Annotated in this window: 19 protein-coding genes; 11 read left to right on the top strand and 8 right to left on the bottom strand. The window is 65.3% G+C overall.

Annotated features, from left to right (window positions below; all coding sequences use genetic code 11):
- The first annotated feature begins 205 nt into the window (after nucleotides 1-205).
- The 5 genes from V3328_RS08160 to V3328_RS08140 all read left to right on the top strand — a co-directional run bounded on the left by V3328_RS08160 (nucleotide 206) and on the right by V3328_RS08140 (nucleotide 4,618).
- Nucleotides 206-1,015, top strand: a complete 810-nt coding sequence (locus V3328_RS08160) for an ion transporter (protein ID WP_340329144.1) — start codon at nucleotides 206-208, stop codon at nucleotides 1,013-1,015.
- Between the two features lie 197 nt (nucleotides 1,016-1,212).
- The gene (locus V3328_RS08155) at nucleotides 1,213-1,497 is read left to right on the top strand and encodes a DUF1127 domain-containing protein (protein ID WP_340329143.1); all 285 of its coding nucleotides are present in this window, start codon (nucleotides 1,213-1,215) and stop codon (nucleotides 1,495-1,497) included.
- The gene (locus tag V3328_RS08150; protein WP_340329142.1) at nucleotides 1,484-2,356 is read left to right on the top strand and encodes an alpha/beta fold hydrolase; all 873 of its coding nucleotides are present in this window, start codon (nucleotides 1,484-1,486) and stop codon (nucleotides 2,354-2,356) included. Before V3328_RS08155 ends, V3328_RS08150 begins: the two co-directional genes overlap by 14 nt.
- 211 nt (nucleotides 2,357-2,567) lie before the next feature.
- Nucleotides 2,568-3,692: a hypothetical protein gene (locus tag V3328_RS08145; RefSeq protein ID WP_340329141.1), complete on the top strand. Its 1,125-nt coding sequence runs from the start codon at nucleotides 2,568-2,570 to the stop codon at nucleotides 3,690-3,692.
- A gap of 260 nt (nucleotides 3,693-3,952) precedes the next feature.
- Entirely contained in the window at nucleotides 3,953-4,618 is a 666-nt protein-coding gene (locus V3328_RS08140) for a L,D-transpeptidase (protein ID WP_340329140.1), read from the top strand.
- Nucleotides 4,619-4,636: 18 nt separating this feature from the next.
- Here the strand turns inward: V3328_RS08140 and V3328_RS08135 are convergent, their stop codons facing one another.
- From V3328_RS08135 to V3328_RS08125, 3 genes are all read right to left on the bottom strand, one after another.
- Nucleotides 4,637-5,368 carry a methyltransferase domain-containing protein gene (locus tag V3328_RS08135; protein WP_340329139.1) on the bottom strand — a complete coding sequence of 244 codons (732 nt, stop codon included), beginning with the start codon at nucleotides 5,366-5,368 and terminating at the stop codon, nucleotides 4,637-4,639.
- Nucleotides 5,358-5,822 (bottom strand): Rrf2 family transcriptional regulator, encoded by a 465-nt coding sequence (locus V3328_RS08130; RefSeq protein ID WP_340329138.1) that lies wholly within the window; start codon nucleotides 5,820-5,822, stop codon nucleotides 5,358-5,360. The genes V3328_RS08135 and V3328_RS08130 overlap by 11 nt, the downstream gene beginning before the upstream one ends.
- Before the next feature lie 183 nt (nucleotides 5,823-6,005).
- On the bottom strand, nucleotides 6,006-6,701 hold the full coding sequence (locus V3328_RS08125) for a proteasome protein (RefSeq protein ID WP_340329137.1): 696 nt from the start codon (nucleotides 6,699-6,701) through the stop codon (nucleotides 6,006-6,008).
- A gap of 678 nt (nucleotides 6,702-7,379) precedes the next feature.
- Here V3328_RS08125 and V3328_RS08120 point away from each other — a divergent pair.
- The 3 genes from V3328_RS08120 to V3328_RS08110 all read left to right on the top strand — a co-directional run bounded on the left by V3328_RS08120 (nucleotide 7,380) and on the right by V3328_RS08110 (nucleotide 13,748).
- The gene (locus V3328_RS08120; RefSeq protein WP_340329136.1) at nucleotides 7,380-10,577 is read left to right on the top strand and encodes a hypothetical protein; all 3,198 of its coding nucleotides are present in this window, start codon (nucleotides 7,380-7,382) and stop codon (nucleotides 10,575-10,577) included.
- A gap of 3 nt (nucleotides 10,578-10,580) precedes the next feature.
- Complete coding sequence (locus V3328_RS08115) at nucleotides 10,581-11,291, top strand: hypothetical protein (protein WP_340329135.1); 711 nt, start codon at nucleotides 10,581-10,583, stop codon at nucleotides 11,289-11,291.
- 363 nt (nucleotides 11,292-11,654) lie between these two features.
- Nucleotides 11,655-13,748, top strand: a complete 2,094-nt coding sequence (locus V3328_RS08110) for an adenylate/guanylate cyclase domain-containing protein (protein WP_340329134.1) — start codon at nucleotides 11,655-11,657, stop codon at nucleotides 13,746-13,748.
- Nucleotides 13,749-13,846: 98 nt separating this feature from the next.
- Here the strand turns inward: V3328_RS08110 and V3328_RS08105 are convergent, their stop codons facing one another.
- Entirely contained in the window at nucleotides 13,847-14,122 is a 276-nt protein-coding gene (locus V3328_RS08105; protein ID WP_340329133.1) for a hypothetical protein, read from the bottom strand.
- A 343-nt stretch (nucleotides 14,123-14,465) separates the two neighbouring features.
- Here V3328_RS08105 and V3328_RS08100 point away from each other — a divergent pair, with 343 nt between their 5' ends.
- Entirely contained in the window at nucleotides 14,466-15,152 is a 687-nt protein-coding gene (locus tag V3328_RS08100; RefSeq protein WP_340329132.1) for a DUF1236 domain-containing protein, read from the top strand.
- Nucleotides 15,153-16,416: 1,264 nt separating this feature from the next.
- Here V3328_RS08100 and V3328_RS26575 read toward each other — a convergent pair.
- From V3328_RS26575 to V3328_RS08090, 3 genes are all read right to left on the bottom strand, one after another.
- Nucleotides 16,417-16,944, bottom strand: coding sequence for an alpha/beta fold hydrolase (locus V3328_RS26575; RefSeq protein ID WP_378758920.1), 528 nt, complete (start codon nucleotides 16,942-16,944; stop codon nucleotides 16,417-16,419).
- Complete coding sequence (locus V3328_RS08095; RefSeq protein WP_340329131.1) at nucleotides 16,929-18,263, bottom strand: TRAP transporter substrate-binding protein; 1,335 nt, start codon at nucleotides 18,261-18,263, stop codon at nucleotides 16,929-16,931. Before V3328_RS08095 ends, V3328_RS26575 begins: the two co-directional genes overlap by 16 nt.
- Before the next feature lie 76 nt (nucleotides 18,264-18,339).
- Complete coding sequence (locus V3328_RS08090) at nucleotides 18,340-21,942, bottom strand: AsmA family protein (protein ID WP_340329130.1); 3,603 nt, start codon at nucleotides 21,940-21,942, stop codon at nucleotides 18,340-18,342.
- Nucleotides 21,943-22,299: 357 nt separating this feature from the next.
- On the opposite strand from V3328_RS08090, the gene V3328_RS08085 reads away from it, so the two are divergent.
- On the top strand, nucleotides 22,300-23,064 hold the full coding sequence (locus V3328_RS08085; protein ID WP_340329501.1) for a GntR family transcriptional regulator: 765 nt from the start codon (nucleotides 22,300-22,302) through the stop codon (nucleotides 23,062-23,064).
- 33 nt (nucleotides 23,065-23,097) lie between these two features.
- Nucleotides 23,098-24,201 carry a 5-methyltetrahydropteroyltriglutamate--homocysteine S-methyltransferase gene (locus V3328_RS08080; RefSeq protein WP_340329129.1) on the top strand — a complete coding sequence of 368 codons (1,104 nt, stop codon included), beginning with the start codon at nucleotides 23,098-23,100 and terminating at the stop codon, nucleotides 24,199-24,201.
- A gap of 140 nt (nucleotides 24,202-24,341) precedes the next feature.
- Here the strand turns inward: V3328_RS08080 and V3328_RS08075 are convergent, their stop codons facing one another.
- Nucleotides 24,342-25,571, bottom strand: coding sequence for a hypothetical protein (locus V3328_RS08075; protein WP_340329128.1), 1,230 nt, complete (start codon nucleotides 25,569-25,571; stop codon nucleotides 24,342-24,344).
- Nucleotides 25,572-25,678: the final 107 nt, after the last annotated feature.

Below are 25,678 nucleotides of genomic sequence, written 5' to 3'. Positions count from 1 at the left end.
TCAGGAAGAATGCCGCTGCGCGACTTCGGTTCCGGTTGCCCGGTATGGCACCATCAGCGTATGCCGGGAAAATCTTCGCAAGGTGTGAAGCGCACGTCTGGAATCCGGACGGTCCATCCCCAAATGGTGGCATGCCTGCCGCCAGCCGGCCCGACCGCGTTGCCCGTTCCTGTTCCCTCCCGACGACAGCCGCCGGACAGTCCGAATGCCCGCCCTCCAGAGCTTCCTTGAATCCCGCCGCTTCGAGGTCTTCATCACCGTCCTGATCGTGCTCAACGCGGTGACGATCGGGCTCGAGACGATGCCCGCGGCCATGGCCCGGGCCGGCGATCTCCTCGTCTTCCTCGATCGTGCCGTCCTTGCGGTGTTCGTCGTCGAGCTTCTGGCCCGCTTCGTAGCCTACCGGACGGCATTCTTCCGGGATCCCTGGCGCATCTTCGACCTGGTGATCATCGGACTGTCGCTGGTGCCCGCCACCGGCAACCTGTCGGTGTTCCGTGCCTTCCGGATCCTGCGCGTGCTGCGCCTGATCGTGGTGGTGCCCTCGCTGCGCCGCGTCGTCGGCGGGCTGATCAACGCGCTGCCCGGCATGGGGTCGATCATGGTGCTGCTGGCCCTGATCTTCTACGTCTTCTCGGTGATCGCCACCAAGCTCTACGGCGGCTCGTTCCCAGACTGGTTCGGCACGATCCCGCTGTCGGCCTATTCGCTGTTCCAGATCATGACGCTGGAAAGCTGGTCGATGGGCATCGTCCGCCCGGTCATGGAAATCTATCCGATGGCCTGGCTGTTCTTCGTGCCGTTCATCATCTGCACGACCTTCACCGTGCTCAACCTGTTCATCGGCATCATCGTCTCGGCCATGCAGGCCGAGCACGACGCCGCCGCCACCGCCGAACGCGCCTCCCTGCAGGACGAGCAGGCCCAGATCCTCACCGAGATCCGCGCCCTCCGCGCGGAGGTCGCCGCGCTGTCGGGGAATTCCGTAAAAGGTGCCGGTCCGGACGACGCCTGAGAACCGCCCTCGCGATCTCCCTGCGCGCACGTTCCTGCGCACACAAAGCTGAAACACTCCCCGAACAACCGAAACCCTTTCTTCCGTTTCGGACGTCGTGCCGAAACCGGCGTCTCCTAGAAGTCCCGGCGTGCGATCGGACCCTCGGGCATATCCGCCTGGCGTCCTCTTGCACCGGATCTGAAAAGGAGATGATCATGACGTCCGCCGAATATTTCGGAGCTGCCAGGCCGGGGCTGCACCGGCCGCTCGGCGACGCGCTCGCGGCCGGCGGGGTCGCCGGAATCGTCGCTCTGGTCGCCGACGCCGGCGCCGGCGTCTGCCGCCGGCTGTCGCGCTGGCGCAAGCTGCGCCGCGCCGTCGGCGAACTGGGCCGCCTCGACGACCGGATGCTGAAGGACATCGGCCTCAGCCGCTCGAGCCTCTACGCCTCGGCCCGCGACGGCCTCGGGATCGGCGGCGTGGGCCATGAATTTCGCTGACCGCCTGTTCCGGCGCCCGGCGGTTGCGGACGTCGGTCCCGACCGCCGGGCGAGCGGCGCGTCCGGCGGCCGCGCCGTCGTCTTCGTGCACGGGTCGCTCGCCTCCGGCGGCATGTGGAAGTCCTATGCCGGCGCGGTGGAGCCGCAGTTTTCGACACGGGCCCCCGATCTCGTCGGCCACGGCCGCAACCCTGCATGGCCGCCCGACCGGCGCTTCCGTCTCGCCGACGAGGTCGCCGGGCTCGCCGGCCGCGTGGAGGGCCTCTGCGAGCCGATCGACATCGTCGCCCATTCCTATGGCGGACTGGTCGCGCTGCGCTTTGCCTGGGAGAATTTCGACCGGGTGCGCAGCCTGATGCTGATCGAGCCGACCTGCTTTCGCGTCCTGTCCGATCCCGTGCTGGGCGAGGGCGCCGGTGCCGAGCGCGCCGAGATCGCGGCGGTCGCCGACGCGGTCCGCCAGGGCGTGCGTCTCGGCGAGCCGGCGGCGGCGATGTGCCGCTTCGTCGAATACTGGAACGGCCCCGGCGCCTGGCGCGCCCTTGCCGACGACCTGAAGGACCGCTTCGCCGGACAGGCCGTCTCGGTGATGGGAAACTTCGACGCCGCCGACACCGACGAGATGCCGCTTGCGGAACTGCGCGACCTGGCGATCCCGACGCTCCTCGTCTCGGGCGGCCGCTCGACGGCGGCGGCCCGGCGGACCACCGCGATCGTCGCCGGGCTGCTGCCGCGCGCCGAGGCGGTCGAGATCGCCGACGCCGGCCACATGAGCCCGGTCACCCACGCCGGCGTCGTGCGGCCGCTCGTGGAGGGCTGGCTGAAGGAGGGCCGCGTGGTGCCGCAGATGGCGGCCTGACCCCTGTCGCGACACCCCTGTCGCGACGGCTGCGCCCGCCGCCGGGGCAGGGTGCCGGCCGGCCGGTCCGACGGTCCTTCCGCAGCGGAATCCTTTTCTTGACGGGCATCGGCCCGCCTGTCTAGAAATGTGCTGATACTGGCGTTTTTCAGCTTGGCGCAGATTGCGGCGCCCCGCGCGGCGAAGCGGCGGGGACGCGAAAGGGGATTTCATGAACCAGTCGAAGCACGTTCCCTTCATGTCCCGGTTCGCGCGCGTCGCGCTGCTTGGCGCGGTCGCCGCGACGGGCCTGCTCTGCGGCCCCCCGTCGGCCGAAGCCAAGGTGCCCGCCACGCTCATCCAGCAGCGCGCCATCGCAATGCAGGGCCTGTCGATCGGTCTCGGGCTGCTCACGCTGACCAGCCAGGTCAACGCCGTCATCGGCTCGGTGTTTCTGCAGGCCGGCGAGTGCGTCCCGCTCGTCGAGCGCGGCTCCATGAAGGTGATCTCCGCCGAGGCGGTCGACGGCACCGTCGTCTCGCACGTGCAGATCTATTTCGACAAGTCCTGCTCGGCCCTTCACTTGGACGAGCACCTGGAGGCGACGCCGATCGGCGAGACGTTCACCTTCGATGCGGATGTCGAGGTTCACTCCAGGGCGGGCAATCCGGTCGGCACGTACACCCTCAAGAAGAATACGCTGACCACCGTCAAGAAGACCTCGGTGATCTACGGCGCCGCCAGGTTCAAGGCGCACGGCAACGGTCCCGTCGTGTATCTCGGCCTGAACTGCGAGCTGCCCGACACCTCGTTCTTCGCCGGGCTCGAGGCGCCGAAGGCGCAGCCGGTGTCGATCGACGGCACCGCCGCCAGGAACCGGTTCGACTGCGTCGGTGTCTCCGCCCAGAGGTTCGACGATATCGGCAAGTCGCTGGCGGCGCGCACCGAGATCATCCTGAAGCGCAAGAAGTCCGGCCGGATCGGGTTCCTGCAGACCGAGCCCGGCGAGACCATGATCGGTGCGCCGGGGTCGCTGTCGGTCAAGGTGACGAAGAAGGGCAAGGTCAAGGTCGCCGGCAAGGCCAAGCCCTGGAGCACCAACGACCTCTCCGGCCAGATAAACGACCTCGTCGTGTATCCCTCCCAGCCGAGCGGGTGGACGATCGTCGACGGGCCGCGCCGGAGCGAGTTCGCCCTCGACTACCGCAAGAAGGGCAAGAAGGTCTTCCACGGCGCGGTGTACAGCAAGAACGGCACGCCGCTCGCCCCGTTCACGCTCGATGCCTCCGGCAGCGGCAAGATCCGCTATTCCGACGGCGTCAAGGCGACGGTGTCGAGCTGGACGCTGACGAGATAGGTCCGCCGGCCGCGACGTCGGCGGGCGTGCGCCGGATGCGGTCCGGCGATCTTCAATCAGGGCGCGACGTGGGCGGGGCTTGATCGCCGCCGCGGGACGTAATAATCCTCAGCCGGCTCCGCGCGCCGGAACGTCCGCGCGCCGGGCCGAGGGACATGCGGCCGCGACGGTCGTGGCCGCGGAAGGCGGGTTTACCGATGTCAGCAAGATTCAGTGATGAAGCCGCCCCGACCGGGTTCGGGCGCGGGCATGGGCGCGGGATGGACTCCGGCCGTCTCAGCCGCCGGTCTTTCCTGTCCGGATCCGCAGCCGGCCTCGGCGTGCTCGGTCTCGGCGCGGTCGGGCTCGGCGGCTGCGCGTCGTCGGGCGGCATGACCCGGGCCCAGGCGGCGCTCGCCTACGCGGCGCTGCCCGACGAGCCCTATCCCGTCCCCGCGGTCGACCTCGACAAGGTCGATCCTAAGTTCTACCGCCGCACGGTGCCCTACGAGACCAGCGAGGCGCCCGGCACCATCATCATCGATCCGTCCAGCTACTACGTCTACTTCGTCGAGGGTGACGGCACAGCCACCCGCTACGGCGCCAACGTTCCCAAGCCCGAGTTCCTGTGGGACGGGACGGCCTATGTCGGGCGCAAGGCCGAATGGCCGATCTGGACGCCGACCCGCGACCAGATCGGGCGCGATCCCGAGCTCAAGAAATACGCCGGCGGCATGCCGCCGGGCCTGGAGAACCCGCTCGGCGCCCGCGTCCTCTATCTCTACCAGGACGGCCGCTACACGCTCTGCACCATCTACAGCACCGTCTATCCGCAGACGATCGGCCAGGGCGTCTCCAGCGGCTGCGTCGGCCTGCTCACCCAGGACATGCTGCACCTCTATGCCCGCGCCCCGGTCGACACCAACGTGGTGATCCTGCCGGCCTAAGGCGGGGCTCCCGCCCCCTCAGGCGTGCGCCACCCAGCCGCGCCAGGTGAAGGCGGCGTAGAACAGGGCGGGGTCGGAGAACCCGGCTTCGCGCAGGATCCGTTCGTCCTCGTCCGGGGTAAAGGCGTTCAGGCTGGCGGCCACCGCGGCGCGCGCCTTCGTTACCATCGCCGGGTCGGCGCCCATCGCGGCCGGATAGGCGGCGTAGCGGTCGAGCCAGGCGTCGCGCTCGCCTGGCCCCTGCGGGAAGCTCGCATGGGCTGCGACGAACGGCGCGCCGGGGCGCAGCCGCCGATGGATCTCCGACGCCGTCCGCCGCCGCTCGGCGGCTTCCAGGAAATGCAGCGTCAGGAGGCAGGTGGCCGCGTCGAACGGGCCCTCGGGCGCATCGTCGATGTAGCCCTGCACCAGCTCGGTCCGCGCCATCAGCGGCCCGAGCACCCGTTCGGCCAGCCGCAGCATCTCGCCGGCCGGGTCGACGCCGACGAAGCTCCAGTCCGGCTGCGCCTCGGCCAGCGCCTTGATCTCGCCGCCGCCGCCGGCGCCGAGCACCAGCACCGTCCGCGGCGCTCGTTCGGCCAGCAGCAGCCCCGTCATCCGGTGCAGCGCCTCCAGCCCCGGCACGAAGCGGCGCGGCCCCTCGGCGTAGTGCGCCACCGCCGCCGGATCCTCGAAGCTCCTCAGGAACGTCCGCTCGCCCGGCTGGTGCCCGGTATGCTGGTTGTCAGTATGCCTGTGTTCAGTGTTCATGAACCTCTCCGCAAGGTCTGGCCGCGCGTCGCTCTTCCAGGCGGCGATGGAAATCCGCGCTGAGGCGCTGAAGCGTCACCTCGCCGAACGAGGCCAGCAGCAGCGTCTCGGCCTCGCGCAGGCTGGAATCGAGCGCGGCGTTGACCGCCTGCTCGACCGCGCAGCCCGGCGCCTCGCTGCGGTTGCCGATGGCAAACAGCGATGGCGACCCGATGCCTTCGTAGACGTCGCGCAGCGTGACGGTCGACAGGTCGCGCGCCAGCGTCCAGCCGCCGCCATGCCCCTTCTCCGAGCGCACGTAGCCCTGCGCCCGCAGCCCCGCCATCACCCGGCGGATCACCACCGGATTGGTCCGCATGATGCCCGCCAGCTCCTCCGAGGTGACCGGCCCGTCCCGCTCCGCCATGTGCAGCAGCACGTGCAGGATGCCGGACAATCTCGAGTCGCGTTTCATGTAACTTTATATGTTACGAATGCGGCGCGGTGTCAAGCGGGAATTGTTCCCACGGCCCGGCGGTGGGGCGGTGGCGTCGGTTCGCGTGTGCGACCGCCGCGACGGTGCTGCGGGGCAGGGGGAAGAGCGACGGGGCCGGAGGCAGCGGCGGCGCGCCGGCCGCGCCCGGCCCGGACAGGCCGCTCAGTCGAATACCTTGGCGATCGCGGCCTGTTCGGCCTCCTCCCAGCGGCGCACGTCCTTGCCGACCTGGGCGATGTCCTTGTCGCTGAGGTGGTGGGCGCCGTCCTTGTCGATGCGGCACAGGCTGAACGGTTCGCCGACGCTGGCGGAGGTCAGGTCGAGCGCCTGCAGGACGCGCAGCACCGCCGCGCAGCCGAAGCGCAGCGGCCGCTCGGTCAGGTGGAAGTGCGACAGCAGCGAGCCGGCCTGCTGCGCCATCGCCGCGCCGCTGCCGATCGCATGGAAGCCGATATCGGCGTAGTGCCCGATCATGCCGGACGGCGTGATCTCGACGATCCATGGCTCGCCGTCCCGCCATCCCGCGGCCATCACGTAGGCCGACGGCGTCCCGCCGCCTTCGTTCTCCGGCACGTCGGGGATGAACGTGTCGTAGTGGTGGCGCAGGATCGGCAGGACCTGTTCCTGCAGCGCGCGCCCGATATCGGGCGCCTCCAGGATGGCGGCGCTGTTCTCGTTGAAGCAGCGCCCGACGTCGAACAGCACCGACCGCGCCCCGCTGCCGCCCCAGGCCGCCAACTCGCCCAGCGGGTGCAGCTTCTCGGCCGGATAGGTCATGCCGCGCCCCTTGTCGGTGATCTGCGAGTCCGAGCCGAGCACGACCCCGTCCTGGCACACGGTGGCAAGCACGACGGTCATGGTTCGATCCTCTCTGCTGGTGTGTTCCGGATGGCTCGGCCGGAGACGGACTGGGCGCGGTTCGGTCCATGCGTCAACGATCGGTCCGACCCGACCTGCCGCCGTCTTCGCCTCCGCCCGTAGATCCGCGGCGAGCGTCACGCCAATCCACAAGGCCCCACGGCCTCACGCACCGCCATCGACACACCAGACCGAAGGCAGTTAAATCCGCCTCACCCGGAATGGTTCCACGCAGCACGCCGCGTGCCGACAGCGGCGTGCTCCCTAGCAGGAGAGACGACTGCGGCTTCGCGCCCATTCCAGTCATCCGGGCTACGCTTTCGAACGCCCAAAACCTGCCGTACCTATCGGACCTTGCCGGAGTCCCGCTATCTCTATAGCTCAGCGTTGAGCAGCATAAATTTCACTCTCGCAGAGATCATTGAAAGCAATTAAGCCAAGGCCTAAGGATTGAGACAGCACGGCGCACCGTCATAGCATTACCCAATTCAAGTTCCGAGGAACGCCGTTCCTATGCCTTGGATAGCGCGGACGGCCGACACTGCGATGTAGAGGGCTAGATTTACACACAGCCGTTTTACGGGAGATAATGCACCAACTCGAATATGGCTGATATTTCCGACTTTTCCTACCTAAGTATCCGGGGTGCAATGGGCGATTTGAACGGATGAACGACAAATGAGCGAGATTGTTGACCGGCTGCAAATTCTGGCTCCTGACGCCCTTCCGATCCTCTCGGAACTCGATTCCCGTGATGCCAGCCTCTGGCTAATGCCTTCCTTTGCCGAAGCGGCTGGGCCAGAAGCGACCGCGGGGGTGTTGAGCCTGCCCTGGGAGTTCGTCCTGAGTGAGACCGCATCGGAGGACCTGCTCAAGGCTGTTGATGCTTTGGACAGTGCGATCGAGACTCCGCTCGTGCGCCGGAGGGGGCTGGTGCATGTCATCGATGTCCCTCCCTCAAACACCGTCCTACCGCCCCGTAGCCTTCCGATCTTTCTGCTCAACGGTCGCACCGAGGCCGACAACGCAGGGTTCGCCGCTCGGGCGCGCCGGATGGAGATGATCAGGGAGTTGCAGCAGCGCGGTGTCCGGAGTCTTGTGGTGCTCGGCGGACCCGATCTGATGCTGCCCGCTGAATTGGAACAACTCTGGCAGGACGGATTCCAGTGCGGCCTGACGATCGTCAGCGATGATCCCGAGGCTCGGCAGAAAATCACCGAATGGCAGGCCGGCGCGGGGGCGCGACGGGTAACACTGCTGCCGGCCCCTGCGGCGCTGCTGTCGGAAGCTCTGCATAGGCGCTATACGGAGCGCGCCGACGACCGGCTCATTATCCGCGTCCGGGATGCCCAAGGGACCCGGCACCGGGTCGATCTGTCGGGGCGCGATGATCCCGAGCATCCGCTGCTGGGAAATTACGAACTGCTCTCTGAGGCTCATCTGGAATACGTGACGCCGGAGGGGCTGAGTTCAGAGGAAATCAACGGGTTCTTCCGCGATTCGTCAGCCTCGTGGCGACCCTATGCCGCGCAAATGCCGTGGCCTCGGGACGACCGCGCCCGGAACACATTGACAAAGGCGCTGCGGGATCTCGACCGCAATGGGCCGGAGGCCAGCCGGATTTTCTACATCCGGGCGGAATCCGGAGCAGGGGCGACCACGTTCATCCGCGACCTCGCGTTCGGGGCCGCCATGGACGGGTACCCGACGCTAATAGCCAACCAAGCCCCCTTTACACCCAGCGGGCGCAGCGTAGCGAATTTCATCAACTCCTGCTTGAACGGTATTACTGCAGCCGACATCGGGAAGGGTTTGCGCCAGTACGAGGCCCCTTGGCTGATCGCGTTCGATCGGTCGCAGTGGGAGGGACGCGAAGGGGATATCGCCACTTTTGCCAGGCAGATAACAGAGGCTGGGCGCCGAATCTGCATCGTGTTCGTCACCGATGCGCTGCTTCCGGTCGCCATTTACGCGGAGAAGCGTCTGGAAAACCTGTCCGATCTGTCCCACGAGATCTCACAGGAAGCGGCGATGGCTTTAGGCCAGCACCTGAACCGGTTTCTTCGACCACTAGGCACGGCGCGCGAAGCCCACGAATGGCAGGCATTTGTTAACCACTCACTCGTCGGCCCCGCGGCGGGCCGCTCAGTCTTCTGGATCGCGCTGGCATTCTGGTTGCAACGGCAGATCGATCTTACCGAAACAGTACAGGGCTGGCTTTACGACCAGTTCCGGCAGAAGGTCACCGATCCGGTGGTGCGGCACGCGATAGTCGACATCGCTGCCATGAGCACGGTGCGCCAGCTTTTGCCCGAAACACTGCTGCCACGGTCCGAAGACTTTCCGACCCGTGACAAGCTTTCTGATCTGCAATCGACTGTCGGGGCCTTGGGCGTCGTGCGCCAGCGCTTTGGCACGGTAAGCCACTGGGCGATGATCCACGACCAGTTGGGACGGTTCCTTCTGACCGGGCTGTTTCACGACGCCCCCGCCCGCGAGTCGGCCGGGCTGGCGGCGGCGCAGAATCCCGATCACCTGCGGCTGATGGTTCTCGCGCGGATCGCCTCCAACCCAATGATTGCGCACCCGGACTTGGTGGAACTGGCCGAAACCTTCGCCACCAGCATCTTCAAGATCGACCCCGGACAAGGCCGCAGTGAGTTCGCCCTCTACTGGTGCGAAGCGCTGGAGGCTCTGGACGCGATGCCAAAAACATTTCGAATGGCCAGCCGGACGTTTCTTCACCACAGCTCGATATCGCGACGGCGCATCGCGAAGGACGACCTCATGTTCCCAATCAATGATGACAAGCGCGCCGATTTGCTACGGCGCTCCACCGGGGATATCGAAGCTGCGCTGGCACTCGAACACGACGCCGGGGGCGAGCCCGACCTGAATCTCTATAATTCCCTCGCTCATGCTTATCACGACCTCGCCGAGGTGGAGGCGCGTCGCGGAACGCCAGCCGAACAGGTGGCAGCCCTGCGCTCCAAGGCAAACAAAGCGACCTATAGCGCCTACCGGCTGAACCCCGACAATTCCTACGTTCTGGAAGTCTATGCGCGCGACCGGCTCATAGGGGCTAGCGAGGATCCCGACGGCGCGGCGAGCGTCGCGCTGGAGGTTCTGGGAATCGTCTACGGGGCCATGCAGCGAGAGACCGCGGAGTTGCGGCGAAACGCGCTGTCGCGCCTCGCCGACAAGGCGTTCGACTTGCTGCTTCGGTCAGCCGGGACGGTGGATGACACCGAGCCTTCAACCGAAGGCGAGGCAATCCAGCAGGCACTGTCGGCTTTGGGCGACGGGATGACCCAGCGTGAGGGCATGTCGCTGGACGACTTCCCGCGCACGAACCGGATCGACGCGGCCGCCCGGCTGGGGCATCCATTGCTGCGATCCAACGCACAGGCGGTGCGGCTTCGCTACATCTTGGCCTGTATGGATCACCCGAAGGACTTCGCCCTTCAACTGGAGCTGCTCGAAACCCTCGATGGCAACCGGGCGATCCTATCGCCGCAGCTGGATCTGGAATTGACGATTCTCATGCATCAGAGAAACCGCCATCACCAGGCATCGCAGCGGTTCCAAAAACTGCGCCAGCTCTGGGCACGAGGGGAACATTACGTAGAAGTTCCCGACCGTCTCCGCTGGTTACTCGACGAGAGCACGGGGCAGAGACGACAGGTCCGCGCCCGCATCGCCTCGGGCGGAGACGGAGCACGACTTCATGCCAGAGTCCAAGAACTCCAGAACGACAGGGTCCCTTTTCGTATAGCCGAATTTGATGGCACCCAACTACGGCCTGGCACGAATATTAGCGGCCTCATTTCTTTCGGCCACAACGGTCCTCTGTTGCGGCCGCTGACGGCAGGTTGAGCGTTGATCGGACTCGTCGAAAGATACGCCAATGGAAAGGGCTGGAACGTCGGCACGGCCAACGTCCTTGTCGAAGGGACGAGTGATGTCCGCTACCTGCGCCTCGCCCGAGACCTATGGCAACGCGAAAGCAATCATGATCTCTTCGACTCCGGATTTGCCGTCTTCGAGGCGGGGCTGAAGGATGATGGCGGCGTCCAAGGTGTAGTGCGAGAGTTGCAGGCGCTGCGTCAGATGGCTTTCCAAGACAGAGCAAGCCTGATGACGGAACGAAAGTTTGTGGGGTTGTTTGACAACGACCACGCGGGCCGCAAGCACGCCCGCATGCTTTGCGACATGGATTTCCGGGTGAAGCACTACCGGGACGTGTTCCTCCTGCATCCGATCATGCCGGCTTCGAATGGAGTCCTGGGTCCTGAGCTGCAGCGTCGGGCAGAAGCGCAGAACGGCAGTTGCGCAGGGCTGGATTGGGAAATCGAGGATTTCCTGCCCGAGGATCTGATCCGGGGGTTCTGCAATGCAAATCCCGGCGCGCTCATCCGCGAGCAAAAAATGGCGGGCCGCGTGCACCGCGAGTTCACTAGGGAAGGTAAGGGATGGTTACAGAGGTATGTCGCAGAGGAGACACTCGTTGAGGACATGATCGAGGTCATACGTTTGATCTGCGCACTACGCGACTACCTGGGGCTTGAGCACCAATCCATGCGTCCTTGAACGATAGCCTCGGATCAGGGGTTCGAATTCCCATATGCTATGAAGGTGGCGCTGGGCTGAAGAGACCACACAGTGGTGAAGGCATAGTGGTATTAGAGGTACGGCTAAATATCATCGGCACACAAGATCGATCCGACGACCCGCTGAGCGCACGGCTGCCACGCCAAACTCAGCTGAAGGTCTGCTATCGCGTTTTGCCTCTCCGAAGCCGCCATTCCCCTTTCGGCCCAACTACGGCCATTCGTTCAAGGTCGCTATCCGGCCTATCTACACAGCGGTCTTACCCCCACCCCCTCGCATTCCCCCCCGAATTCCCCGACACTGACCGCCCCGACTTGAAGCCCCTCGCGGAGCACCGCCTTCATGCGCATCGGCGTGCGTCTGGCCCTGACGGCCTTCGTGGTGGTGTCGATCGCCGTCACCGCGGTGATCGTCAACGCGCTGTGGTGGCGGGCCGCGCAGACCAGTTCGCGGCAGCTCGCCGCCACCATCAACGCCCAGATCGTCTCCGCCGTCGAGGACGAGATCCAGGACATCGCCACCCAGGGCCGCTCGGCCTACTGGGCGATCCGCACGCTGTTCTACAACTCCGTGCTCGGCACGCGCGAGGCCGACAAGCGCGAGTTCGTGTTCCTGTCGCAATTGCAGGCGCAGCCGTCGATCTCGTGGATCGCGCTCGGCTGGCCGGACGGCGACTTCTTCGCCGCCCACAAGCTCGGCGACGAGCAGCTGGAGATGATGGAGATCGATAGTGTGGACGGCGCGCGCACCCGCCGCGTCGACCGCTACCAGGTCTATCCCAACGACATCGAGTTCCGCGAGCGGGTCTTCGAGCCGTCGGATTTCCTGTCGACCGACCAGCCCTGGTTCCTGACCACGATCGGGCGCGACGGGCCGCACTGGGTCGACGTCGTCGACCACCCGACCGGGCCGCGCCCGGCGCTGGTCTTCGCCGGCCCCGTCCAGGTGTTCACCCGCACCGAGGCGGTGCTGGCGGTGATGATCGAGCACGACCGGCTGTCGCGCTTCCTGGCCGGGCTCGAGGTCGGCCAGAGCGGGGCGGCCTTCATCCTGACGCCGCGCGGCGATCCGATCGCGGTGCCGGACCCGAAGGCAGACGAGCTGATGGGCACCCGCTTCGACCTGACGCCGGGGCTGCTGGCGGTGGCCAGGCGGGCGATCGCCGACGCGATGGCGCCGATGCCGGCCGGGGCGACGCGCATGAAGAACCAGCGCGAGATGCGCGTCACCGGCGACGACGGCGAGGCCTACGGTGTCACGCTGACGCCGCTCGCCTATGCCGGCTGGACGCTGGCGACCGTCATCCCGGAGCGCGAGTTCCTCGGGCCGATCGAGCGCACCATGCGGCGGCTGGTGGTCGGCATGCTGGCGCTGGTGGTGGCGGCGGCCGGGCTCGCCGCCTGGCTCGGCCGCCGCTGGATCGCCGGCCCCCTCGGCACGGTCGCCGGCGAGCTTAACCACATCGAGCGCTTCGAGCTGGAGAACGTCCGCTACCACCGCTCGCGGCTCGCCGAGCTCGACGAGCTGTCGGGCGCCATCCACCGCATGGCCGGCGGGCTGTCGGCGTTCCGCAAGTACCTGCCGGCCGACCTGGTGCGCATCCTCGTCCACGACGGCATCGAGGCCAGGCCCGGCGGCGCGCGGCGCGAGCTGACCATCCTGTTCGCCGACATCGAGGGCTTCACCGGCCTGTCGGAGCGCCTCGGCGAGGAGGTGGTGCCGGTGCTGGGGCGCTATCTCGACGCCATGTCGAACGAGATCCAGGCCCAGCGCGGCACCGTCGACAAGTTCATCGGCGATGCGGTGATGGCGTTCTGGGGCGCCCCGCACGACAATGCCGGGCACGCCCGCGATGCCTGCCGGGCGGCGCTGAACGCCTACCGGGCGGTGCGCGAGAACGGCATCGCCGACGACCGCGGCCGGCCGCTTGCCATGCGCATCGGCATCAACACGGGAACCGTGCTGGTCGGCAACATCGGCTCGGAGCGGCGGCTCAACTACACGGTGATCGGCGACCCCGTCAACGTCGCCAGCCGCCTGGAGGGCGCCTCCAAGCTCTACGGCACCGCGATCCTGATCGGCGAGCGCACCCGCGAGCTGGCCGGCGAGGCGATCGTGGCGCGCCGGCTCGACAAGGTCGCCGTCTACGGCCGCGCCGGCGGCACCGCGATCTACGAGCTCTTGGGAATGGCGGAGGAGGGAGCCGACATGCCCCAGTGGGCCGCGCTCTACGAGGAGGGGCTCGCCTGCTATTCCTGGGGCGACTTTGAGACCGCCATCGGCTTCTTCCGCAAGGCCGACGCGGCACGTTCCGGCGGAGAGGGGCGCCCCGGCGGTGATCCGCCGTCGCGGCTGCTGATCGAGCGCTGCCGGGCCTTTGTGAAGGCGCCGCCGCCGCCCGACTGGGACGGCACAACCCCCCTCATGGGGAAATAGGCCGGTCCCGGACTGCGCTCCGCTCCATCCAGGCTACACGGCATTGCCCGTAGCCCGGATGCAGCGAAGCGAAATCCGGGGATCAAGTCCATCCGCAATTACTGCGCGGGCGGCGTCTCCGTCGCGGGCGCCGGCTCGGTCGCCGGCGGCGTCGCGTCCGCGGCGGGCGGCGTCGTATCGGCTGGCGCGCCGTTGTTGACGGTCGGCGCGGTCACGTCGACGTCGACGTCGCCGCCCGACAGGATTCCCTCGTTGTAGAGCCATATGGCGCCGACGATGACGATCAGCAGGGCGCCGGCGATGAACCATCCGGCGCCGCCGCGCGAGCGGCGTTCGACGACGGCGGGGCGCTCCTCTTCGGGCCTGTGGACCATATCGATACTCTCCTTCGTCTGCGCCGGCCGGCGTGCGGCCCGCTCGAGGTGAAACGCTTGGAGGCGGCGCCTGCGCGGTCCGCTCGGCGAGGCCCTCACATGCGGGCCCAGTGCGCCTCCGTTGGCCGATACAACGGCATTGCGCGCGATCGGTTCCCCTGGCGCTTCCCCCGGCGGTTCCCCCCGGCGGTTTCCCCGCCGGTTACAGGCTCCGCACGAATGCCGCGACATCGTCACATATTGGGCCGGAACCGGTGCCGCCGGCATCTGTTTGTCTGCCGAGGTCCGGCGCAGGACGCCGGCCGGGGACACTCAGTAGCCCTGTAACCGAAAGGAGATGGTCATGAACCATACCCGCACCAACACCATGCCCGCGAAGAAGCGTCTTCGCACCACCGCGCTGGCGCTCGGCGCCGGCCTGATGATGAGCTCGGCCGCCCTCGCCAGCTTCAACGCCACGGCCACCACGGATCTCAACATCCGCTCCGGCCCCGGCCCGCAGTATCCCGTCGTCGGCGTCATCGACAACAACTCTGCGGCGACCGTGAACGGCTGCATGCAGGGCTCCAAATGGTGCCAGGTCGCCTACAACGGCACCACCGGCTGGGCCTATTCCGACTACCTGATGACCAACATGAGCGGCAACGCCAGCCCGGTCGCCCAGCTGCCGGCCTCGGCCAGCGTGCCGACCGTCAGCTATGACGACCAGGCCACCAACGCCACGGTCGGCGCGGCCGGCGGCGCCATCACCGGCGCCCTGATCGGCGGCCCGGTCGGCGCGGCGGTCGGCGGCGTCGTCGGCGCGGGCTTGGGCGCGGCGGCCACCCCGCCCGACCAGGTGCGCACCTACGTGACGCAGAACCGGGTCGACCCGGTCTACCTCGACGGCGAGGTCGTGGTCGGCGCCCAGGTGCCGCAGGACGTCGCCCTCTACCAGGTGCCGGACTACCAGTACGAGTACGTCTACGTGAATGGCCAGCCCGTGCTGATCGACCCGCAGACGCGTCAGATCGTCCACGTCTACCGCTGACGCGGCCGGACGACACACCCTGGCGCCGACGCCCGTCGCCGGCGCCACCCCGGACCGCGCGGGAGCCTCTCCCCCGCCGGTCCGGACACTCGCGCCTCCCCAAGCACAGAAATAGCCCTCATGGTGAGGGCGGGCAAAGCCCGCGTCTCGACCCACGACGGCGCCCCGCACAGCATCCCCCGCAGCCAAATAAACGGCGCCTTCGGCCCGTCTTCACGCTGGACCCCGGCTCAAGGCCGGGGCGTATGCCCGTCGTCTGACAAAACGCCTGCCCCCGGCACCAACTAAGTCCCGGACCTGATCCGGGACCCAGCGCAAAGCCCCGGCGAAGCCGCCGCTGTCCCAGCGCATCTCCAACCACAAGAAAAGCCCTCACGGTGAGGACGGCCGCAGCCCGCATCCCGACCCACGACGGCGCCCCGCACAGCATCCCCCGCCGCCAGAAAGCGGCGCCTCCGGCCGCTCGTCACGCTGGACCCCGGCTCAAGGCCGGGGCGTACATTCGTCGGATGGCAAAACGCCTGCCCCCGGCACCGACTACGTCCCGGACTTGATCCGGGACCCAGCGCAACACCCAGGCGAAGCCGCCGCTGTCCCTGCGCCTCCCCAACCACAGAAATAGCCCTCATGGTGAGGGCGGGCAAAGCCCGCGTCCCGACCCACGAGGGCGTCCCGAACCATCACTCACCGCACAAAAACGGCGCCTTCGGCCCGTCTTCACGCTGGACCCCGGCTCAAGGCCGGGGCGTAGGCCCGTCGTATGGTGAAACGCCTGCCCACAGCACCAACTAAGTCCCGGACCTGCTCCGGGACCCGGCGCCAAGACCCGGCGAAGCCGCCGCGTCGCTGCGCCTCCTCAAGCACAGAAATAGCCCTCATGGTGAGGAGCGGGCAAAGCCCGCGTCTCGAACCACGAGGGCGAGCCGCACCATCACCCACTGCCAAAAATTTGTGCTTTCGGCGAATCGTCACGCTGGACTCCGGCTCACCGTCCGCTCACTGCCGTTCGCTCCTGGCGCCCGAATATGCTGCCTCATTAGAGGTGAGGTCAGTAAAATAAGCCGTTGGCCCGTCCTCGGAGGTTGTCAGATCCCCAGCGGAAAGGTCGATGAAATAGAAAGAAAATCTAAAAACAATTTTTCAATCATAGGGACTTAATAACCAAAAGGCCATTCCGGCCCGCTCTTGTTCTTCAAGACCCCGGGCTCGTGCAGACTGACCAGTCGCAAGCAGTTTCTTAAGGTCATCGATCGCCTCGGGTAGTTCAAACGCATGAGTATGATTTATTTGTACAAGATCGATAAACCGTGATATCTATGCTTTCAAAGTCCGGCATTATGAGTAGGGATCGGCCCCCAATTCCTGCCCGTGTTTCACCGTTAATTGCCTGTGAAACGAGAAGCGCTTTGTCCATTTTTCCAGCATAAAGGGTCTTTAGTCGCCCAATATTTGCATAAAATTGAGATCTCTGCGAAAAAGTGGATTGAGGCACATCAGGCGCCACGAATACAATATTACGCAATTTCTCCGGGGAATTTCGAAAGGATTCGTATGAGGCGATTCCTAATCGACCTCCCATACTATGGGATATTACGTTAACGGATTTAATTAAATTAGAACTCAACAATGAATCTATAAATGCCAAAAAGTTATATCGTGTCCATTCCACGCTCTCGCTATCATAATTATAGCCGGGGTTGTCCCCCATTGACGGCCAGCACCAAACAACCAATGGAGACCTAATACCTAAATCAGCTTTAATGGATAATCCGCGTTTTATTGCTGAGGGCATAGTATTCCAATATCCATGAATATATATATATTCACTTCACCGTCAAATGTATTTGCAGATCTACTTATTGCGTTAACGCATGAAGCATAATCTTCAAGCAGGGACCCATCTAGTTCTATTAGATCCGCGTAAACCCTGCCCAGGGACCTGGTAGGTTTTTCCACATAAGATACTTTTCCACAGGAAAACGGTGGTACTCCTCCTGTCCGTAGCCCATATCCTCTTTCCAAGTCGCGAGCATTTTCCCTCTTGCGATCAGAAGCGAAATATATAGGGGAAGATTCATCGATATTAGGGATTATATCTCCCCGCTTTTCAATATTCTCAGGAATAGAGCGAATTGTAGAATAATATAACTCTAACGCCGCCGGGCCATCTTTCAAGCCTTGTTTAAGCCACGTCTGAACCACTGCGTTCCAGATATCATTTCTATTCGAGAAATGAGGATCAGAAAACTCCAGAACTTTTATGCCATTTGTCCGTAGATCGGCAACTGTCTCCAAAGATAACTCATCTCGAGATTCCTGTGCAGCGAGTTCGGCTTCGGAGATGGCTGCCCTAAACGCAACTCGCTGTTGCTCCGTTAGTGAAACCCAAAGATCTTGATGTACAACAAAAAAGCCAGAAGGCATTCGGAAATCGACGATCGCGGATTTTGCGACAGAACCCCAATATTTGCTGTCAGTCGAGCCATATGGGGACCATTCTGCAGCTTCAAACGCCCCTCTCTGCAATGCAAGTATTGACTCACTTTGGGGTAGCGTACTTGCGGATGCACCGAATTCCTCAATCAAGTCTGAAGCGAGCGCGTCCTTTGCGATGACTTTCATTCCAGCAAATTGTTTTGCGGAATCGATCTGGGAAGTTGAAATGAGTTGCGTTGTCGGACGGTACCAGAACGCGAGTGGAAGTACGCCGGTCTGTCCGATCTCTGCCACTACAACGTCGCCATATTGAGAGTTCTGTATGGACGCCATCTCGGCGGTATCTGACGCAATTAGTGGCAGGTCCAAAAATTTGGCGTAAGGAAGTTCGAGCTCAGAAAAAGCACTGATTATCTCTGTAGAATAAAAGGCAAAATCAAACTCCCCAGAAATTAGGGCGTCTTTGTAATTATCTGGAATGGAATAATTTTGTATGCTAGCGGTCTTTATGGAAATACCGATCTCAGATAAATGGGGAGATTTGGTAAGGCTATCTATGAAAACCGTTGTGGTTTGATCTGGCGGGGAGGGTATTCCTACTACAAATTCGTCTTGCGCATAAGCGCCAGTATATAGCGCGGATAATAATGCTGTCCCAAAAATAAGTCGTTTCATTGCGGTCTCTCATGACTTGAGTTAGGATCTCAGCACGCGAGAATTTATTAAGAATAGTCCAGAGTGTATTGAAATGCTATTGATTTCCAAACAATCCCTGCAACAGCTGCTTCGCCACATCTTCCGCATCCAACTCCTCCGGTGCCGCCTGCTGATCCCCCGCCTGCTGCCCGCCGCTCTGCTCCCCCTGCGGCGCCCCGCCATCGGCCTTCCTGCTCTTCCTGCCGCCCTGGCCGCCGCCCTCGGTGCCATCGGCCGCATCGGCGCCGGTACCGGTCTTCGGCCCATCGCCCCTCTGCCCATCGCCCGTCTGCCCGCCCTCCGGCTGCTGCCTGGCATTCTGCTTCGGGGCCGCCGTCTGCCCGTCCCCCTTCGCCGCCTTGGGCTGGGTCCTCGGGTCGGGCCGGGGCAGGGGGATCGCGCCGGTCACGTCGCTGGTGGCCTGCCCGCCCTGAGGAGCGCCCTGTAGCTGATCCGGGCTCAGCGCGGCCTGAGGCTGGCCTCCCTGGGGCTGGCCACCTTGCGGCTGGCCTCCCGGAATCTGGCCACTTTGCAGGAACTGCTGCAGCGTCCCCTGCAGGCCCCCTTGCGGCTGACCACCTTGTGGCTGACCGGAGCCCGGCTGGCCGCCCTGGGGCTGGCCGCCCTGCTGGCTCTGCAGAAGCTGCTGCAGCCCCGTCACGACGCCCTGCTGCAGGGCGTCCTGGTCGACCTTGCCGTCCTTCAGGATGTCGTCGATCGACAGGCCGGTCTTCTCTTTCAGCTGCTGGTCGATGCCGGACACCAGATCGCCGCCCCCGCTGCCGCCCGTTCCGCCGCCCGGCAGGTTGAACAGGCCGCCGCCGATCTTGCGCAGCTGGTCGTAGGCGGCCTGCGGGTCCTGCAGGATGCCGGCGATGTCGGGATAGATGCGCGGCGACGACCACGGGCCCGAGACGATGACCGGCACGCCGAGGCCCTCCAGGTCCTTCTCCGAGCCCTGGCCCTCGAGGCTCGCCACCACCTTCGGGTCGACCTTGAAGTTGATCGCCTGCGCCGGCATGTCGACGCTGCCCGAGCCCGCGACGCGCACCAGCGGACCGACCAGGTGCAGGTCGTCGGTCACCGCCTGGCCGTTCGTCACCCTGAAGCTCGCGCCGAGCGCGGCGAAGTCGGTCTTCTCGGCCTCGCCCTGCTGCCAGCCCGACAGGGTGCCGGAGGCGAGGTTGCGGACCATCTTGGCGACGTTGATGCCGCGGATCGCGCCGTCGGTGAACCGGAACGAGGCGGTGCCGTTCAGCGCCGAGACGATCGCCGCCTGGCTGGCGCCGCTTGCGGTCAGGTCGACGGCGATGGCGCCGGTGCCCTCGATGCGGGTGAAGCCCGCGGCGTCCGACAGGAACGGATAGGCGTTCAGGTCCTGCAGCGTGAATTTGAAGGCCTGGCTCGGCGTCTTGCCGCCGGCATCGACGGTCAGCGATCCGGCGCCGGCGCCCTCGTAGAGCGCCAGGTTGGCCAGTTCCGCGTTCAGCCTGCCGCCGTCGATCGTCGCGGTGATGGCGACCGGGCCGGCCTCGATGTCCTTGTAGACGAGCCGGCCGACGTCGAGCGCCAGGTCGGCGTTGAGCGCGTTCAGCGCCGAGAAGTCGATGGGCGCGGTATCCCAGCCGGCCTGCGGGGCGCCGCCAGGGGCCGGCGCGGGCGACGCCTGCCCGGCCGCCTGGCCGGAATTCGCGGCGGCGCCGAGATAGGGGTTGATGTCGAGGATCTCCAGGTTGAGCCGCGCCTCCACGGTCGGCTTGGCGCCGAGCGTGATCCGGCCGGCGCCGGTGCCGCGCGATTCGTCGAGGATGACGTTGGTGTCCTCGAACGAGACGGCGGTCTCGGAGACCGCCAGCCGGCCGTTGATGGCGAAGGTCTCGAAGCCCGACTGCCAGGCCGGCTGCTGGCCGAGCCAGCGCATCAGCCCGGTCAGCGAGGCGGTTTCCAGGGAGATGCGGCCGTCGCCGCGGCCGGCCGCGTTGACGTTGCCGGTGAAGCCGGCCGAGACGCGCGGCGAGGCGGCAGTGACGTTGATGGCCGAGGTCTGCCCGGCCAGGATGCCGCGCACGTCGCCGGTCGCGTCGAGGTCGAAGCGTTCGCCGCGCCACACCGCGCTGCCGTCGATCGAGACCGGCTTGACCAGGTCCTCGAAGGCGGCGGTGACGTTGATGCCGGAGATCGTCCCGTCGGGGCCGGCGTCGCCGCCGAGCGCCGCGGCGAGTTCCGGCACCACCACCGAGCCGTCCGCCAGCGAGGCCGAGCCGGTGGCGTTGAGGCGCGCCTGCATCTCCTCCACCGTCTTGCCCGCCGTGGCGAAGGCGACGTCGGCCGTGGCGATGCCGGTGACCGGAAGGTCCTTGCCGGCCAGCGCCGCGGCGCGGGCCAAGTCGACGTCGGAAATGCGCAGCTTGCCGGAGAGGTAGGGGCTGTCCTGCGTCGCGTCGAGCGAGACCGAGCCCGCCCCCGAGGCGCCGCCGATGCCGATCAGGTCGGCGACCACGTCGGCCTTGCCGTCGCCGACCGAGAGGTTCGCGACCAGCGGCGACACCGCGATGCCCGAGGCGATCAGGTTCGACAGCGACACGTCGACCCTCGCCCGGACGCTCGACAGTGCCGAGACGTCGATCGGATCGCCGGCCGAGGTCGGCGCCTGGACGCCGGCCGACGCGTCGGCCGCCGTCCCGTCCGCCGCCGTCCCGTCCGCCTTGTCGCCTCCAGTGCCGCGACCCTTCCTGCCGCCAGCCGGGGCGAGCAGGGCATCGAGGTCGATCCGCTCGCCGTTCAGGCTGGCGGTGATGACCGGCACCTCGCCGGACAGGTCGCCCGACACCGAGCCGCCGAAGGCGCTGTCGCCGGCGGTCGCCGTGAACGGGTCGAAGGCGAAGCGCTCGCCTGTATACAGGGCGGTGCCCGAGACGGTCAGCTCCTGCGCCAGGACGCCGTCTGCCGTTAACGTAAGCGTCACCGGCTGGGCCGCGCCTTCCAGGAACGGACCGAACGCCTCCACGGTCCCTTTCGCCGACACCGGCCGGCCGTCCACGACGGCCGAAAGGTCGAGGCTGAGCGGGGCATCGTAGGCTGCGAGCGCCGCCGTCAGGTTGACGCCCGAGATGCTCGAATCGGACTCCGGCAGGACGAGAATCCCGTCGATGATGGTCAGTTCGTCGATCGACAGATTGCGCAGCGCGGCGGCCGGCGAGGCCGTGCCGGACGCCGGCGCCGTGGCGGCATCGTCCTGGCGCACCGACGGCACCGCCTCGGCAGGCTCCTGACGCTCCGATGGCACAGCGATGGCAGCGGCGTTCGCCTGCGGGACGCGGATCACCGGCGCGACCAGCGCAACCTCGCTCATCCGCACGTTTCCGCTCAGAAGGGAGGGCAGCGACAGGCCGAATCGCACCTCCTGGGCGGTCGCGAACTCCTCCCAGGCGCCGTCCGTCTGCTGCGACACCCCGACGTCGCCGGCGACCAGGCTCAGCGCCGGAAACACTGAGATATCAAGGGGTCCGGTCACCCGCAGCCGGTACCCGGTGGCATTCTCCACCTGCGCGAACAGCGTGTTGCGCACGTCCTGCGCGGAGATCAGCAGCGGCGCCAGCAGCACCACCACGATCGCGATGACAACCAATCCCATCAGGGTGAAAAGGGCCCGTTTCACGGCATCTCCGGCGTTGGAATGTAGGTATGGTTAATGAAACTACGCCAGAATCCTAAAAAAAGATGACCAATGCGGGGCACCCCGATCGAAATCTCCGGCCGCCCCGATCACGCTCCCGTCATCGCCGCAGAGGGTGGCGTGGCGGTGCGGGACTCCGTGGGAAATGGCTGCCGAAGCTTGCGAAACCGCCTCCGCGCCGGTATCCATTCTGTATACAGCGCCTGAAAAAGAGCGTTCCGGGAGGAAACCGATGCTGCGCGCGATTAACGCCAACATGCGCGGATCCCGCCGAAGACCATTCCGGCAGGGGACGCTTGCAGGCGAGGGGTGCCGCTCCCGACGGAGCTCCAGGTGGCACTGAGCGCGTCTGCCGACCGCGACGAGGAGCGCTCGCCGTCCCAGACGGTCAGGGCGCAACTGGCGCTGCGCGACCTCATCCTCGGCGGCGAACTCAGGCCCGGCGACCGCATTTCCGAGCTTCCGATGGTCGATCGGCTCGGCGTCTCGCGCACCCCCGTCCGCCTGGCGCTGGTGCGCCTAGAGGAGGAGGGGCTTCTCGAGGCGATACCGTCCGGCGGCTTTGCGGTCAGGTCGTTCTCCGAGCGCGACGTCTTCGATGCCATCGAGGTGCGCGGCGCGCTGGAAGGGCTGGCGGCGCGGCTGGCGGCGGAACGGGGCGTCCCCGCCGACGACCTGCTGCCGATCCGTGACTGCCTCGCCGAACTCGACGCCGTGGTCGAGCAGTCGCACGCCGGCACCGATGCGTTCCCCGCCTATGTGGAGTTGAACGCCCGTTTCCACCGGTTGCTGCTGGACCTCGCCGACAGCCCCAGCGTCGCCCGACAGGTCGAACGCGCAGCGACGCTGCCGTTCGCCTCGCCGAGCGCCTTCGTCAAGGTGCAGGCGGAACTCCCGGAGGCCCGCACCGTGCTGACCGTCGCGCAGGACCACCATCGCTGCGTCATCGACGCCATCGAGGGGCGGGAGGGAACGCGGGCCGAGGCGATCATGCGCGAGCACGCCCGGCTCGCCAGCCGCAACCTGCGATTTGCCCTGCGCAACAAGGCTGCCTTCGAGCTCATTCCCGGCGCGGCGCTGCTGCGACGGCGCGGCAGGACGTGAATTCAGAACGAACCAACGAACAGGAGGAACGCAATGCAGAGAACCACACCGCCCTACCGTGCCGACCACGTCGGTTCGATCCTGCGAACCCAGCCGCTGAAGGAGGCCCGCGCGAAGCGGGAGGCCGGCGAAATCTCCGCCGAGGACCTGACGGCGGTCGAGGATCAGGAGATCCGCAAGATCATCGCCAGGCAGGAGGAGGTCGGTCTGAAGCTCGCCACCGACGGCGAGTTCCGTCGTTCCTGGTGGCACTTCGACTTCCTGACCCAGCTCGACGGTGTCGATCTCGTCGTGGGCGAGAAGAAGATCCAGTTCCACGGTATCCAGACCAAGGCGCACAGCCTGAACATCTCCGGGCGGGTCGGTTTCAGTTCCCATCCCTTCGTCGATCACTTCAAGTTCGTGAAGGACAACACGAACGTCATGGCGAAGATGACGATCCCCTCGCCGTCGGTGCTGCACTTCCGGCTGGGGCGGAATTCGATCAGCCGTGACATCTATCCCGACATCGACACGTTCTTCGCCGACACCGCCGCGGCCTACCGAAAGGCCGTGAACGCGTTCGCCGCCGCCGGCTGCAAATACCTGCAGCTCGACGATACGGTCTGGGCATATCTGTGTTCGGCCGAACAGTGCGAGCAGGCCCGCGAACGCGGAGACGATCCCGACGCGCTGCCGAAGATCTATGCGGACATGATCAACCATGCGATCGCCGAGCGTCCCGACGACATGGCGATCACCATGCATGTCTGTCGGGGCAATTTCCGGTCGAGCTGGATATCGGAGGGCGGCTACGAGCCGGTCGCCGAGGTGATGTTCAACGAGGTCGATATCGACGGATACTTCCTGGAGTACGATACCGACCGGGCCGGCGGCTTCGAGCCGCTGCGCTTTATGCCGAAGGGCGACAAGCAGGTGGTGCTCGGCCTGATCACGTCCAAGTCGGGAACCCTGGAAGCCAAGGACGACGTCAAGCGGCGGATCGAGGAAGCCACCGAGTTCGTCGACCTCGAGCAGTGCTGCCTGAGCCCGCAATGCGGCTTCGCCTCCACCGAGGAGGGCAATATCCTGACGGAGGATCAGCAGTGGGCCAAGCTGCGGGAGATCGTCGAGCTTTCGGAAGAGATCTGGGGGTGAGGCGAGCGTGACAGACGGATCGTGGTCGCCGGGCTCGATGACCGGCGATCACGGCCGCCACCGGCCATGACGCCTCGTCGCTATCACTCTCCAGCCGCAGCGTTTCCCTGTGTGTCTCCCAGCGCAGCGGCGACGTCTCCTCACTCGAACATGGCCCCCAGGATTTCGTTTGGTTTCTGGTTTTCCCAGACAATGACGTAGCGCCCGTCGGACAACCCGACGACGTCGGATCGGCGCGATCTTCGGTCCTCGACGGGTATGTAGTCGCCGATAGGCTCTCCTGCGTCGTCAACACGCACGGCACGAACGAAAGTGCGGTTCTGGCTATATTCTTCAATCTCGGTCCACGTGAGAACGGCGCCGCCGTCGGGTGTGGGCGCGATCGCGGGAGATCCTATCGGCAGTTCCATGGAATCGACGGTTCTTGCCGGACCTATCGGGCTCCCCTCGGAATCAAATATTCTTATGCGTGTGCCGCATCCAAAGATAAAATTGTCCGCCCCGAAGCTTGAAACAGATATGTCGTAACTGTAGCATCGCAGATCAAGAGGAAATTCACCGCCAAAACGGCTCCCGTCTCGATTATAAATCTGTCCAAACGAATATTTTTCTTCGTTTGTATAGACAAAAACAAATTTTGATCTCCGGCCGAAAGCGGCAACATCAAAGGCGTGCCGGTCTTTCGTCGGGCCGTATGCAGGAAACGGGTCGCCCCTCTTCGATCCACTCCTGGTGAAGAGTTGCCCGTAAGCAGTATGCCAGTGATTGCCCTTCCGGTCGGTATCGCGCCCGATCCATCCGACGACGAAGCGTCCATTCGGCAGTGCCACGGCAGTCAGCGATTCAACAAAGTCACTGAAGCCATCGTTGATCTTGAACTGCGATCCGAGTGGCTGGCCCCTGCCGTCGAAGAGTTGACCGAACACTCTGTACCGATCAGCGTTCTGGCCTGATTTGCTGATCCAAACGATCACAAATCGCCCATCATCCAGGTAGGCGATCGCCGGAGAGAACGCATAGCGACGGCTCCCGCCGACCCGGAACTCGCCACCGATCTTCATTCCCTTCTTGTTGAAGCGCTGTGCAAACACCTTGCGGTCTTTGAACTGCCACACGGAGAGGAACCGGCCGTTGGGTGCGCTACTGATCCCTGGACTGGCCTGCCATCCCTTGGAGGTCGTATTCACCGGAAATGTCGGTCCGATCTTGTCCGCGAAAGCGGAGGCCGGGGAGAGCAGCAGCGCAGTCACCGCCAATAACAGGTACGGCTTTCCAAGCATCAACGGCTCCTCCCGGATATCGAACTGACACAGCGACAATTCACCCAAGCCAAACAGAAGTATCTGCTGGCGCAACGGGACGTGGTCCATCCGGCCTTATCGTAGGATCTCCAGGAACTGGTCTCAACGGCAACCTGAATTCACGGGCGGATAACGGCCGGATTGTGAACAACCAGCCATACCAACCGATCCGGCTC

The organism is Microbaculum marinum (assembly GCF_037855135.1).
Lineage (GTDB): Bacteria > Pseudomonadota > Alphaproteobacteria > Rhizobiales > Tepidamorphaceae > Microbaculum > Microbaculum marinum.
The sequence above is the reverse complement of the archived record's forward strand: the minus strand, read 5'-3'. Positions and strand labels throughout refer to the sequence as shown.